Source organism: Pseudomonas fungipugnans, from assembly GCF_029955235.1.
GTDB lineage: Bacteria > Pseudomonadota > Gammaproteobacteria > Pseudomonadales > Pseudomonadaceae > Aquipseudomonas > Aquipseudomonas fungipugnans.
In genome coordinates this window covers 912,492-926,958 of the sequence record NZ_JARBWL010000002.1, presented here as the reverse complement: position 1 = coordinate 926,958, position 14,467 = coordinate 912,492, and the positions used below count along the sequence as shown (strand labels likewise).

At 60.8% G+C, this 14,467-nt stretch carries 12 protein-coding genes; all 12 read right to left on the bottom strand.

Annotated features, from left to right (window positions below; genetic code table 11):
• Window positions 1-132: 132 nt before the first annotated feature.
• Entirely contained in the window at window positions 133-1,038 is a 906-nt protein-coding gene (locus POF45_RS19070) for a cation diffusion facilitator family transporter (protein ID WP_259498831.1), read from the bottom strand.
• 281 nt (window positions 1,039-1,319) lie between these two features.
• A complete protein-coding gene (locus POF45_RS19065) occupies window positions 1,320-2,090 on the bottom strand; it encodes an SDR family oxidoreductase (protein WP_259503084.1) in 771 nt (256 codons plus the stop codon).
• 104 nt (window positions 2,091-2,194) lie between these two features.
• On the bottom strand, window positions 2,195-3,406 hold the full coding sequence (locus tag POF45_RS19060) for a TerC family protein (RefSeq protein WP_259498829.1): 1,212 nt from the start codon (window positions 3,404-3,406) through the stop codon (window positions 2,195-2,197).
• A gap of 196 nt (window positions 3,407-3,602) precedes the next feature.
• Window positions 3,603-4,847, bottom strand: coding sequence for an NRAMP family divalent metal transporter (locus tag POF45_RS19055; RefSeq protein WP_259498827.1), 1,245 nt, complete (start codon window positions 4,845-4,847; stop codon window positions 3,603-3,605).
• Window positions 4,844-5,731, bottom strand: coding sequence for a protease modulator HflC (gene hflC, locus POF45_RS19050; RefSeq protein WP_282316406.1), 888 nt, complete (start codon window positions 5,729-5,731; stop codon window positions 4,844-4,846). The genes POF45_RS19055 and hflC overlap by 4 nt, the downstream gene beginning before the upstream one ends.
• A complete protein-coding gene (hflK, locus tag POF45_RS19045) occupies window positions 5,728-6,759 on the bottom strand; it encodes an FtsH protease activity modulator HflK (protein ID WP_259498823.1) in 1,032 nt (343 codons plus the stop codon). Before hflK ends, hflC begins: the two co-directional genes overlap by 4 nt.
• Window positions 6,760-7,585: 826 nt before the next feature.
• Complete coding sequence (locus POF45_RS19040) at window positions 7,586-8,302, bottom strand: ABC transporter ATP-binding protein (RefSeq protein WP_259498821.1); 717 nt, start codon at window positions 8,300-8,302, stop codon at window positions 7,586-7,588.
• A complete protein-coding gene (locus POF45_RS19035) occupies window positions 8,299-9,171 on the bottom strand; it encodes an ATP-binding cassette domain-containing protein (RefSeq protein ID WP_259498820.1) in 873 nt (290 codons plus the stop codon). Before POF45_RS19035 ends, POF45_RS19040 begins: the two co-directional genes overlap by 4 nt.
• Complete coding sequence (gene livM / locus POF45_RS19030; protein ID WP_259498817.1) at window positions 9,168-10,469, bottom strand: high-affinity branched-chain amino acid ABC transporter permease LivM; 1,302 nt, start codon at window positions 10,467-10,469, stop codon at window positions 9,168-9,170. Before livM ends, POF45_RS19035 begins: the two co-directional genes overlap by 4 nt.
• Window positions 10,470-10,472: 3 nt before the next feature.
• The gene (locus POF45_RS19025; RefSeq protein ID WP_259498815.1) at window positions 10,473-11,387 is read right to left on the bottom strand and encodes an ABC transporter permease subunit; all 915 of its coding nucleotides are present in this window, start codon (window positions 11,385-11,387) and stop codon (window positions 10,473-10,475) included.
• Between the two features lie 280 nt (window positions 11,388-11,667).
• Complete coding sequence (locus tag POF45_RS19020) at window positions 11,668-12,801, bottom strand: branched-chain amino acid ABC transporter substrate-binding protein (RefSeq protein ID WP_259498813.1); 1,134 nt, start codon at window positions 12,799-12,801, stop codon at window positions 11,668-11,670.
• A 364-nt stretch (window positions 12,802-13,165) separates the two neighbouring features.
• Window positions 13,166-14,449: an L-pipecolate oxidase gene (gene amaA, locus POF45_RS19015; RefSeq protein WP_259498811.1), complete on the bottom strand. Its 1,284-nt coding sequence runs from the start codon at window positions 14,447-14,449 to the stop codon at window positions 13,166-13,168.
• Between the last annotated feature and the right edge of the window lie 18 nt (window positions 14,450-14,467).

Sequence of the window (14,467 nt, the reverse complement as noted above, 5' to 3'; positions counted from 1 at the left end):
GATAGCGGTGGGTCATTTGGCAATGATGGTGACGAATGGTAGGGGCAAGACAGTTGCTCCCACATTGGAATGCATTCCGCTGTGGGAGCAACTGTCTTGCCCGCGATTGATCCTAAGGAAGCCACCTGATCATCAGGCAATCCACTTCCGGTCCCCGGTAAAGCTGATCGTCAGCCACCGCGCCGCATCCGCCTTGCCCAGCTTCGAAGAAATATCCTCGCGCAGCGCATCCAGCTGCCCGACATTCTCCAGCCGGTAATCAGCCGGCAACACCACATGGATCTCGATAAACCGCGCCCGTCCGTGCTTCTGCACGTAAGACGAGTAGTCGTCGAAACCATGCTCGATCTTCGCAGCGTCCATCACCTGGCGCACGGTGTCGTCCAGTTTATCCGGGGCGATGCCCAGTACATCGCGTAGCGCCGGACGCAAGATCTTGAACGCCGGTGGCAACATGCTCAGGGCCAGCAGAATCAGGATCAGCGGGTCGACATACACCGCCCACTGGCCATAGCCCTGGGCCTTGAGCAGCAACGCGGTGAGGAAACTGATCAACAGGCCCACGGACAGCATCGCGTCCACCAGCCAGCTGATGTTGTCGAACTGGATCAGCGTGGATTTAAGCTTGCGGTTACGGTGCCGCACGTAGAAGAAGTAGCCAAATTCGACCACGGTGAACACCGCCGCGTAGAGAATCACCAGCCCCAACTCGATCTCTCGACCACCGTTGATGATGCCGAACACACCGTTGAGAAATGCATAGATGGCGATCAGCAGCAAAAAGCTGCCTTCGATCAGCAATACCATGGGCTCCAGATGCCAGAAGCCGAACTGGAAGCGGTGATTGCTTTCCTTGGCGATCAGCTTGGCGGTAATCAGCATCAGGACCTTGATGAAGGTCGCGATCAGCGAGAAAAAACCATCGAACAGAATGGATTGGGCACCGGACACAACACCGGTGACGATGCCGGCGATCGCCACGGCGAACATCAGGATCGTCGATTGTTTGAGCAGCGACTGCTCACCTCGGTTACTCACGTAGCCTCCTCTGAAAACCTTGAAAACCGCAGGGTGCGGCGGGGGTATTGGCAGAGGAGTCTACCTTATGAGTACTTTCGCCTGGCTGAACGCCTTCGCGAGCAAGCCCGCTCCCACAGGAAACGCATTCCAATGTGGGAGCGTGCGGTGTCCGGTTGTACCCGATTTTTGTGGCGAGGGAGCTTGCTCCCGCTGGAGTGCGCAGCGCTCCCCAAAGGGGCCGCTGCGCAGCCCGGCGCGAGCAAGCTCGCTCGCCTCAGGTAAGTCTTTTCAGTAAAGGGTTAAGCCTTGCCGCCATTACGCTCAATCGCAAACCCGGCCCAGGTCTGGCTCACCGGCATCAGCTCCAGGCTGTTGATGTTGATGTGCGCCGGCGCATTGAGCACCCAGAAAATCGTATCGGCGATGTCCTGCGGCTGGATCGGCTCGGCACCGGCATAAGTAGCGTTATAACGCTCCTGGTCACCGGCAAACCGCACCAGCGAAAACTCGCTCTCGCACAGCCCTGGCTCGATGTTGCTGACCCGCACGCCCGTGCCTTGCAGGTCGCAGCGCAGGTTCAGGGAGAACTGTTTGACGAACGCCTTGCTCGCGCCATACACGTGGCTGCCCGGATACGGGTAGTTGCCGGCGATGGAACCGAGGTTGACGATACCGGCGCCACGGCCATGGGCGATCAGGCGCGGCAGCAGCAGGCGCGTGCTGTACATCAGGCCCTTGATGTTGGTATCGACCATGGTGTCCCAGTCGTCCAGGTCGCACTTGGGCGCCGGGTCCACGCCCAGCGCCAGGCCGGCGTTGTTGATCAGGCCGCGCAGTTTGGCGAAGGACGGCGGCAGGTTGGCGATGGCGTCTTCCATGGCCTTGCGATCACGTACGTCGAGCACCAGGCCATGCACCTCGGTCTGCTTCGACAGCTCGGCGCACAGGGCATTGAGGCGTTCTTCACGACGACCGGTCAGCACCAGCTTCCAGCCAGCCTCGGCAAAACGACGGGCACAGGCTTCGCCAAAACCGGACGTCGCGCCGGTGATAAACAGGGTGTTGGACATCGTGTTCTCCTTGCTTCGGCTGATGGCCAGCCATTGGAATAGAAAATCAGCGACCAGCATGCCCGGCCCGGCGCGCAGCGGCAACCGGGTCTTGGTGATGCGCATCAGAGATCGCGGGTGCAGGGGATCTGGGCGAAGCTGCCGCCGCTGAGTGTCACCACGGTGGGGCTGGTCTTTTCGATCTGGGCGGGCGGCGTCAGGTGCAACGTCTTGACGGCGCTCTGGGCGTTCTCCCAGAGGATCTTGCCGTAACTCACGTAGCCCGTCGCTTCGCCACCGCCGGTGACGAGGCGAATCGCGCTGCCGCCGGGCCGGTAATAAAGCGTCGCACTGGCCCCGGTGCAGGTATAGACGTAATCCTTTTGCGCGCTGGGCAGCAAACTGCCCGCCAATGCGCCTACCGTGCTGTACAGCACCGCGCCGACCAGAAAAATGGCGGCCAGCCCGGCCACGACCGTCACCCATCCGCTATAGGCTCCAAGGCGGCGCTCCAGACGAACCGGGGCAGCGTCCACCTCAATGCTTTGCACAGGCGGTGCAATGGCCATCTGCGGCACCACCTCCGGCGCGCTGATCGGCAGCGGCGCCTCGACGATGACCACAACCGGGCGATTGTATTGCAGCCTGGGCACCCGCTCCCGCTGACGGCGGATAATCCGCGCCTGAAGCACCACAAACGCCGCACACAGCAGCGGCAATACCTGATTGAGCGCTGGCGACTGCGTGTTGATCCAGCCGACCACCAGCGGATCGCCCACCGCGATGTCCCCTGCCACATAGCCGAGCAAGGCCGCCCCGACCGTCACCAGCAGCGGCTGACGCTGCAACAGCCGGGTGATCTGCAGGCTGCCAAACATCAGCAGCGGCACACTCAACAGCAAGCCCAGCAGCAGATAAAACACGCTGCCCTGCGCCACCGCCGCCAGCCCGACCACGTTGTCCATGCTCATGATCAGGTCAGCCGTCAGCACGGTCATCACTGCACCGCTCAAGGTCGACAGGGCACCGACCGGTTGCTCGCCCTCCTCGTTCGCCTGCTCCTCGCTCAGCAGCCGGATGGCGATCACCAGCAACATCACGGCACCGATCAACTTGAGACCCGGCACCAGCAGCAGCCAGCCGGCCAGGGTCGTGAGCAGCACGCGCAGAATGATCGCGCCGCTGGTGCCAATCAGCACTGCACGCTTGAGCTGTTCTGGCGGCAAGCCACGACAGGCCAGCGCGATGACCAGCGCATTGTCGCCAGACAGGATCAAGTCCAGCACAAACACCTCGAACACCAGGCTCAAGGCATGCAGCGCACCGTCAAATAACATCGTGTGATTTCCCGGCCAGCACCTTGTTCATCGCCACATCACTCCCGCACTGGAATACACTTTTTGATCGTTGACGAAGACCCTGGCGAGAAAGCTGGCTCCCGCCGAGCTGCGTAGCGGCCCCTTTTGTGAGCGTTGCGCACTCAAGCGCGAGTAAGTTCCCTCGCCACGGATCAGTGCTTTCATATTGCTGTGTTCATCCCAGCGACCCACACAGCCCGGCATACAACCCAAGCACCGACGTCAGGGTAAAAATCACCGCGACCACCTGTGCATAACGCCCGCGCAAGCGGTGCTCCGGCGGCAGCACGCGGCGCGCCAGCAAATACAGCAACAGCAAGATCAGCGGAATCAACAAGGCATTGAGTACACCGACGGCAATCGACAGGCGAATCAGGTTCACCCCGGACGCCACCAGCAAGGCCCCGGCGATCAGCAGCAGTGCAAACGGCCCGTAGAACCACGGAGCGTCCAGCGGATGCTGCTCCAGCGAATGACGCACACCCAACGCCTCGCCCACCGCCCAGACCGCGCTCAGACACACGACAATGGTCGCCACCAGCGCACCGCCGGCCAGGCCAATGGCAAACACCAGTTCGCCCCAGGTCGGACCGATCAACGCGCCAAAGGCTTCACCGATCTGCGCAATGCTGTCCAGCCCCGCCGAATGCCCGCCGAGGGTGGCGGCAGCGGCGATGACGATGGCGGCCGTCAGCACCTGACAGAACACCGCGCCCACCAGCGTGTCGGCCCGCGCCATTGGCAGATGCGTGGCATCCAGGCCTTTGTCGATCAGCGCCGATTGCTGATAGAACACCGTCCACGGCATCACGCTGGTGCCCAGGTTGGCGGCCATCAGGTACAGATAATCCGGGTTGTTGAGCGGCATGTGCGCGATGTCATGCAGCAGTTGCGGAATGTCGGGCCGGGACTTGATCGCCATGACCACGAACGCCAGGCCGAACATGCCGACCGCCAGCGTCACTCGCTCCACCGAGCGATAGGAACCGGTCAGCACCATGCCGAGGATGAACACCACCAGCGTCAGCAAAATCAGCCAGCCGGGAATCCCGAACAGGCCGCCGGCGCCGACCAGGCCGCTCATCTGCGTCAGCAGTGCGCCAAAACAACTGAGCAACAAGACCACCGCCGTGATCGCCGCCAGCGCCCGACCGAAGCGCTGGCGTACCAGCTCCACGTAGCCCTTGCCCGTGCACAAACCCAACCGCACCGTCAGCTCCTGGGCCATGAACATCAGCGGCACCAGCAAAAACTGCAACAACAGCAACCGGTAGCCCCACTGCGCACCACTTTGCGCAGCGGTGATCACGCTGCCGGCTTCGGTGTCGGCCATCATCACCACCAGCCCCGGCCCCATGGCGGCGAGCATCCTGGTCAGGCGCTGGCGCAAGAGCGGCGACTCGGCGGGAAGATCGCTCATGGAGCCCGATTACCCGACGTGGCCGGGCCACTTTTGAATTGCTTGAGAAATTCCGCATCAGGCGTCAGCACCAGCATCGGCTGACTGTCGGACAGCGCCTGGCGATAGGTCTGCAACGAGCGGTACAGCTTGTAGAATTCCGGGTCCTTGTTGAACGCCGCCGAGAGAATCTGGTTCGCTGCCGCATCCGCTTCGCCGTGGGTAATTGCCGACTGGCGCTGGACCTGCGACAGCAACACCGTGCGATCCCGATCGGCCTTGGCCTGGATCTGCTGCGCCCATTCGAAGCCCTGGGCGCGCAACTCCTTGGCCTCCCGCTGACGCTCGGATTTCATCCGGTCGTAAATCGCCTGGCTGGCCTCCAGCGGCAAGTCGAGCCGGTGCAGCCGGACTTCCGTGACCTCGATGCCCAAGGCCCGCGCCTTGTCGGCGACGTCCTTCTCAATGATCGTGACTTCCTGCTGACGCGCCGGCGACAACAACGAGCGCAACGAAATCTCGCCCAACTCCCGACGCAGCGAGGAGCTGACCATTTGCGTCAGCTGCGCGTTGGCCTGATCCAGCGTGCCCACCGCCTGATAGAAGCGCAGCGGATCGCTGATGCGGAAACGGCTGTACGTCTCGACTTCGATGCGCTTCTGATCGCCGAGAATCACTTGTTCGGCGGGAGACGCCAGCGTCTGCAAGCGACGGTCGTAGAACACGATGGAGTCGCTGAACGGCACCTTGAATTTCAGCCCCGGCTCGCCGGCCACACCCATGGGCGCGCCGAAACGGATGATCAACGCCTGCTGCGATTCATCGACCACATAGGCCGAAGCCGCCAGGGCCCAGAGCCCGAGCGCGGCAGTGATCAAGACCGCGCGTTTGATCAGGCGGTTCATGGGCGAGCCTCCTTCGGCGCGGCTTTGGCCGGCTCGCTCAGCGGCATATACGGCACGACCCCGGACATGCCCTTGCCGGAAGAATCGATGATCACTTTCGAGGCCTTTTTCAGCACCTCATCCATGCTTTCCATGTACAGGCGCCAGGCCGTCACGTCTTTGGATTGCACGTAGCTGTTGTAGACCGAGAGAAAGCGCTTGGCTTCGCCCTCGGCGAGGTTGCCGACCTGGGCTTGATACGCCTCGGCTTCCTGGGTAATGCGTGAGGCATCGCCACGGGCCCGGGGAATCACGTCGTTGGCATAGGCTTCGGCTTCGTTGCGTGAGCGCTCCTGATCGGCGCGGGCCCGCTGCACATCGTTGAACGCATCGATCACTTGCGGCGGCGGATCGACCCGTTGCAGTTGGACCTGAGTGACCAGAATCCCGGCCTGTTCGCGGTCGAGCAACTGCTGCAACAGGTCGCGGGTTTCATCGGCAATCTGCGCGCGCTTATCGGACATCACCGACTGAATCGGCGTGCGCCCGATGACCTCGCGCAGCGCGCTTTCGGCCGCGAGTTTCACCGAGCGCTCAGGGTCACTGATCTTGAACAGATAGAGCCGCGCATCCTTGATCCGCCAGAACACCGTGCAATCGGCTTCGACGATGTTCTCGTCACCGGTGAGCATCTGCTTGTCGCGGGCGCCGTTACTGGCCGCGCTTTGCACGCTGATGCTGCTGCCCAGTTGCAACTGATTGACCTGGGTGATTTTGGGCAGCAACACGGTTTCGATGGGGAACGGCAGGTGATAGTGCAACCCCGACTCGGCGGTCTGCTGCCAGCGGCCGAACCGCAGGACGATACCCTGCTCATCGGGCTGGACCTTGTAGATACCGGAGCTGAGCCACGCGAGAAGCAGCAACCCGCCGATCAGCAACAGACCGCGTCCGCCCAGATCCATCACGGCCATCTGATAGCCGACTCGCTGGCGCAGCCGGCGTATCGGGCTGGCGTCTGCCGGAACAAAAGCGGGACTATCGGTCATGCAGTTGCTCCAGGTCTTCCAATGACAAAGACCCCACCAGCTGTGGGGCGATGCGCGCAGAGTATCCGAACGTAAAATCAGCAAAATGAAGATTTATTCATGTCCGCTGTACAAAAAACAATCACCTGCCGCCAGCCCTTGCCGTGCCTGGCTTGCAGCCATGTGCGCGCACGTTATCCACAGGCCGGTCCACAGTCTTTGGGGGCAAGTACAAAATCCGTAAACCCTTTACCCACAGGGCTTCGCGCAGGGTTGAGAAAGTTTTTTGCTTGACCCTCGACAACCTGCGGTGTAGCCCAGTGCAAATTGCACGACTGACCGGTCAAAGCGACGATGGCGCCAAGCCAGTAACCACGGCCCTCAGCGCAGTCTTTCCAGAGTTTAGTCACAGACTTATCCACAGGCTCGTGCACGTGGTTTTTGATGGTTTTCGGTCATAACAAAAAGGTTGACAACGACGGGTTTTGGTCGAGGAAAAGCTGCTGATCAAAAAACAACCACAGCGCTGCACGTCACGGTTTCAAAGGCTCTGCGCCAGCTACTCCCACGTTATTCACAGCCAGCTCCACAGCAAACGGGGACAAGTCAAAAGCGTGACAAAACAACTATTTGCAGCGGCTTTATGTCGCGCTTTGAGAGCTTGTGAGAATTGTTTTCCACAATTGACCGTGATCAATCCAATACCGGTTTTGTGAGGACTGCGCCCTCAAGCGTGAGCAAGCTCCCCCGCCACAAAAGCCGGCTCCCACATTGGATGTGCGGTGTGTGGGGGATATAAAAAAGCCCCGGCGATTGCGCGCCGGGGCTGTGGGTATTTCAACGAGCGTCAGTGCCCGCCCAGATAAGCGTTGCGCACCTCCTCGTTCACCAGCAGCTCCTTGCCGGTGCCGGTAAGGCGGATCTCGCCGTTGACCATCACATAGGCCCGGTCCGACAGCTTCAGCGCGTGGTTGGCGTTCTGCTCCACCAGGAAGATGGTCATGCCGGTAGCCGCCAGTTCGCGCAGGGTGGCGAAGATCTGTTTCACCACAATCGGTGCCAGCCCCAGGCTCGGTTCGTCAAGCAACAACAGCTTGGGCCGGCTCATGAGCGCACGGGCGATGGCGAGCATCTGCTGCTCACCACCGGACATGGTCATGGCCCGCTGGGTACGACGCTCCTTGAGGCGTGGAAACAGCTCGAACATGCGCTGCATGTCTTCGGTGGCGTACTTGTCGCCGATGGGGATGGTGCCCATCAGCAGGTTTTCCTCGACCGTCATGTCCGGGAACACGCGGCGGCCTTCCGGCGACTGGGCGATGCCGTTGGAGGCGATGTAGTGCGATGACTTCTCGGTGATGTCCACGCCGCGATAGATGATCTGCCCACTGGCCGCCCGAGGCTGGCCGAAAATTGACATCAACAGCGTCGACTTGCCGGCCCCGTTGGAGCCGATCAGGCTGACGGTTTCGCCTTCTTCGATGTGCAGCGAGACTTTCTTCAGCGCCTGGATCGGTCCGTAGAACACGTCCAGCTCTTTCAATTCGAGGATCGGTTGAGTCATACCAGCTCCTCTTCGTCGGCGCCCAGGTAGGCGGCAATCACTTTCGGGTCGTTGCGAATCGCTTCCGGACCGCCCTCGGCGATGACGTTGCCGTGGTCCAGTACCACGATGTGATCGGAAATGCTCATGACCATGCCCATGTCGTGTTCGATCAGCACCACGGTCAGATCATGCTCGTCGCGCAGCAGCCGGATCATCGCGCTCAGCGCTTCGGTTTCCTGAGGGTTGAGGCCAGCGGCCGGTTCGTCGAGGCAGATGATCTGCGGCCGGGTGCACATGGCCCTGGCGATTTCCAGACGGCGTTGCTGCCCATAGGACAGTTCGCCGGCCAGACGGTTGGCGCAGTCCACCAGGTCGACCACTTCCAGCCAGTAGAAGGCGCAATCGAGCGCATCACTTTCGGCCTTGCGATAGCCCTTGGTGTTGAGGATGCCGGCCAGCATGTTGCGGTTGACCCACATGTGCTGGGCCACCAGCAGGTTTTCCAGCACCGACATTTCCTTGAACAGGCGAATGTTCTGGAACGTACGCGCCAGACCGGCGCGGTTCACCAGATGGGTGCCGCCGAACATCTTGTAATACAGACGGCTGGCGAACGACCTCGGCGAAACAAAATCCGTGGCGTGGAACGATTCGCCCAGCAGCTTGATGACGTTGGTTTTCTCGCCACGGGTGTTGAGTTCGATCTTGCCGCCCGAGGCTTTGTAGAAACCGGTCAAGCAGTTGAACACGGTGGTCTTGCCTGCGCCGTTGGGGCCGATCAGGGCGAAGATCGAGTTGCGTTTGACCTGCAGGCTGACATCGCTCAGGGCCTTGATGCCACCGAAGTGCATCATCAGCTTTTCTACGGAGAGTACGACTTCACTCATGACGCTTTCCCCTCATACGCAATGGCACCTTTACGTGGCGTGACACCGGTACGGCTGATGCGAATCAGGCCGCGTGGTCGCCAGATCATCATCAACACCATCAGGATGCCGAACAGCAGCACCCGGTACTCGGCGAAACTGCGCAGCAGTTCCGGGGCGACGGTCAGCACGAAGGCTGCAATCACCACACCGATGGTCGAGCCCATGCCGCCGAGGACGACGATGGCCAGGATCAGCGCCGATTCGAAGAAGGTGAACGACGTCGGGTTGACGAAGCCCTGGTAGGTGGCGAAAAACACGCCGGCCAGACCGGCTGTCGAAGCACCAAGGGTGAACGCCGAAAGTTTCACCAACACGTGGTTCAGACCCATGGCACGGCAGGCGATTTCGTCTTCGCGCAGTGCTTCCCAGGCGCGACCGACCGGCATGCGGGTCAGGCGATGCTTGATGTACAGCACGGCCAGCACCACCAGGAACAAAATCGCGTAAATGAAGTAGTACTTCACGTCCGGGTTGTAGGCTATGCCGAAGAACTCGTGGAACGGTATCCCGCCATCCTTCGCCCGTTTGCCGAACTCCAGGCCGAAGAACGTCGGCAGCGGTGCCGCCATGCCATTCGGGCCACCGGTCAGGGACAGCCAGTTGTTGAGGATCAGGCGAATGATTTCACCAAACCCCAGGGTGACGATCGCCAGATAGTCGCCGTGCAGACGCAACACCGGGAAACCGAGGATGCAACCGGCCAATGCCGCCGTGATCGCCGCCAGGGGCAACACGGTCCAGAAACCGAGCCCGAGGTATTGATAACCCAGCGCCAGGCCGTAGGCACCGATGGCGTAGAACGCCACGTAGCCGAGGTCGAGCAAACCCGCCAGGCCGACCACGATGTTCAGGCCCAGGCCGAGCAACACGTAAATCAGCCCGAGAATGACCACACCCAGCAGGTAGGAGTTGGAGAAGAACGGGAAGATCACTGCAATGGCGATCATCAGCGGGATGATCCAGCGCAACCGGGATTTGTAATCAGGCGGCAGTACATGCACACCGGAGCCGGTGGTCTCGAAGCCTTCGAGAATCTGCCGGCCCCTGGGGGTTTGCAGGAACAGGCTCAGGACAAAGCGCCCGACCATGACGATGGCGACAATCCACGCCACTCGCACCGGTTGCACGTTGAAGCTGTAGCCGTCGAGCACAATGCCGACAATCGGGCCGAACACTATCAGGGCAATAAGGCCGGCAAGAATCGCGTCAACCAGGCTTCTTTTGACATCAATGGTTTTTTTAGTGGTTGAAGACATCGCTTACACCTTCGACACAAGAGGACGGCCGAGCAGGCCCTGAGGCCGAAAGACCAGAACAAGGACAAGCAGCGAGAAGCTGAAAACGTCTTTGTAGTCGGAGTTGACCAGACCGGAGAACAGCGATTCGGAGATCCCGAGGATGATCCCACCGAGCATCGCGCCAGGCAGCGAGCCGATCCCGCCGAGTACCGCTGCGGTGAAGGCCTTGATGCCGATGACGAAGCCTGCGTAGAAGTCGAACGTGCCGTAGTTCATGGTGATCAGCACGCCGGCCAGGGCCGCCATGGCTGCACCGATGACGAACACATAGGAAATCACCCGGTCGGTGTTGATCCCCAGGATCGAGGCCATCTTGCGGTCTTGTTGCGTTGCGCGGCACATGCGGCCGAGCTTGGTGTACTTGATGATGTAGGTCAGCAGGCCCATCCCGGCGAACGCTGCAACCAGAATGAACACCTTGGTGTAGGTGAGCTGAACGAAGCCGGTGCCGACGTTAACGCGCCATGCTCCGGTCAACAGCGTCGGCACGCCTTGCTGGCGGGCGCCCTGGGCGATCTGTGCATAGTTTTGCAGGATCAGGGAGATCCCGATGGCGCTGATCAGCGGTGCCAGCCGGGTCGAGTTGCGCAGTGGTTTGTAGGCGACGCGCTCGATGACCCAGCCATACACCCCAGTGACGATGACGGTGAAGACCAGTGTGCCGAGCATCAGCAGAGGGAAGGATTCGATACCGAAGTAAGCCAGCAGAGCCAGACTGATCGCCGCGAGGTACGCAGAGATCATATAAACCTCGCCGTGGGCGAAGTTGATCATGCCAATGATGCCATAGACCATTGTGTAGCCGATGGCGATCAGGCCATAGACCGACCCGAGGGTCAGGCCGTTGACCAGTTGCTGCAGGAAAATACCATCCATAACGCAATCTCACACAGTAAGAGCCTGCACAGGTCCAGGTGACGCGACAGCGGGTTCCAGACCCCGCGCCACCTGAAAATGTGCGACTCGTAGAGAAAAACAGACGGGCCTTCTGGCTGGTGCCAAACCATCAAGAGTGAGCACAATCCATTGTGGCGAGGCAGCTTGCTCCCGCTGGGAGGCGAAGCGGCCCCGCTCTTCTCGAAAAACCAGGACTGTTGCGCAGTCCAGCGGGAGCAAGCTCCCTCGCCACAAGGTCAGTTCAGGTCAAACGCTCACATCACTTCTGTTTTTCCAACTGGTGGTATTTGCCGTTGGCATCCCACTGGTACACCACGTAGTCGGAGACTTTCAGGTCGCCCTTGGCGTCCCAGGTCTTCTCGCCCATCACGGTTTTGACCGGGTTGGCTTTCAGCCACTTGGCCGCGTCTTCACCCTTGTTGGACTTGGCACCATTGAACCCGGCGGCCAGGGCCTGGATCGAAGCGTAGGCGTACAGGGTGTAGCCTTCAGGCTCGTAACCGGTCTTGCGGAACGTATCCACGACGGCCTTGCTGTCCGGCAGCAGACGCGGGTCGGCGCCGAAGGTCATCAGCACGCCGTCGACGTATTGCGGGCCGCCTGCGGTGGTCACCAGTTCGTCGGTCACGATGCCGTCGTCGGACATGAATTTCACGTCTTTCAGGCCTTCGGTACGCAGTTGCTTGACCAGTGGACCGGCTTCCGGGTGCAGGCCGCCGAAGTAGACGACATCGGCGCCCGCGGCGCGGATCTTGGTGACCAGGGCGCTGAAGTCTTTCTCGCCACGGGTCAGGCCTTCATAGATCACCGGCTTCACACCGCGTTTTTCCAGCTGAGCCCTGGTCGCATCCGCCAGGCCTTGGCCATAGGTGTCTTTGTCGTGGATAACCGCGACTTTCTTGCCCTTGAGCACGTCGACGATGTAGTCGCCGGCCACGATGCCTTGCTGGTCGTCACGCCCGCACATACGGAACATGGCGCTCAGGCCGCGCTCGGTCACTTGTGGGTTGGTGGAACCTGGAGTGATCGCAATGATGCCCGCTTCGTCGTAGATCTCGGAGGCAGGGATGGTCGACGAGGAGCAGAAGTGACCGACCACACCGGCCACTTTCTGATTGCTGAGGTCCTTGGCGACCGTCACTGCCTGCTTCGGTTCGCAGGCGTCATCACCTTTGACCAGGACGATTTTCTCGCCGTTGACGCCGCCTGCCGCGTTGACCGCATCGGCCGCCGCTTGTGCACCCTTCATGTACTGTTCGCCAAATGCCGCGTTGGCGCCTGTCATGGGTCCAGCCACACCGATTTTCACATCGGCCTGTGCAAACGCAGAAACACCCAACGCAGCAGCCACTGCGAGGGCCAGAAAGCCTTTCTTGTAAAACGTCTGGGACATGAGGTGGTGCTCCAAGGTTTTTTTTTAGTTGGCACTGCGACTTCACTGAATGCTCAGAGCAAGGGCCGTGCCATCGGTTTTTTATTCTGCAAAAAGTCGCTTGTTTCTTGTTATTTCGACTGTTTCGATCCCATTTTCATTGGGCGTGCAACCGTCTAAACCGCGGAAGGTGAAACCATTTATTTCAAAAGGCGCAACCCACACGCGCCATCATTGCAACCGCGGCATCAAACGACGTGCAACCAGCCTGTAACAGCGTGCGTCACCGAAGTGCACACTGCTGGTGCGGGACTGCTACAACCCGCACCATTACAGGCTAGTCGTTACGCGAGAAAGCGCCGCTTTCGGCAACAAAATTCAACACTCAGATGACGATCCGCAGGCACTGGCCTGCGTGATACAGCGAGAAACCCGCCTCATATAGAGAGCTGCGCAGCCCCGGAGCCACCAGGGGCTGCATGGGTGCGAAGGGAATTGGCAGGGCTTGAGGATTTCCGTTACACAGGTAATCGGCGAAGGCCTTGCCGACCACCGTACCGGTCGTCACGCCCCGGCCGTTGTAACCGGTGACTGCCACCAAACCGGGCGCGGGCTCGAACAGGCGCATCAGATGATCGGGGGTAAAGGCGATGCAGCCGGTCCAGGTGCACTCCCACTCCACCGGCTTGAGGAAAGGAAAGTAGTGCTGCTGCACCCGGTCCGCCCAGGCTTTGAGGAACCAGGCCGGTTTCTGATTGCCATTACCCAGGCTACCGAGCAACAAGCGACCGTCCTTGTCGCGGCGGATGCTGCTGAGTACCTGCCGGGTGTCCCACGAACCCTGCCCCCCCGGCAGAATCTGTTGCGCCGCTTCTTCGGTCAGTGGCGCTGAAGCCACCTGATAGTAATGACCGGGGAAGAAATTGCGCCTCAGCTCGGTCCAGTCGCCTTCGGTATAGGCGTTGGAGGCGATCACCACTTGCTCGGCCAGCACCGAGCCTTGAGCGGTCTGCACTGACCAGCGCTGGCCCTGACGCTCAAGGCGGGTAACGGGAGAATGATCGAACAGCTGGCCGCCAAGGCCGATAGCCGCTTTGGCCAGCCCGGTGGTGTAGGCCATGGGATTGAGTGTGCCAGCACGGCGATCGAGCAGCGCCGCGGCAATCTTTTTGGTGCCGGTGGCTTGTTCGCAGGCTTGCCCGGTCAACAGCTCGACCGGTGCCCCGCGACGCTTCCATTGTGCCTCACGACTGCGCAAGTCCGCTTCGCCACGGGCATTGTGCGCCATGTGCAGTGTGCCTTCGCGGCGCAACTGGCAATCGATGTTGTGTTTATCCACAAGGCTGAACACCAGCGACGGTGCCGCACCCAGCATGCGGTTGAGCTGGCTGCCGACCGCTTCGCCGAAGCCGGCTTCGACTTCGTCGGGCGGGATCCACATCCCGGCGTTGACCAGACCGACGTTGCGCCCGGAGCCACCATGTCCGGCACGATGGGCTTCCAGCACGCAGACACTTTTGCCCGCTTCCAGCAAATGCACCGCCGCCGACAAACCGGTAAAGCCGGCGCCGATGACGCACACGTCCACCGTCACCTCGCCTTTGAGCGCCGCGTTGTCAGGCCTTTGCGGCGTCAGTTTTTCCCACAGACACTCTTCGCGTAACGGCATTGCCAGACTCCGTAAATG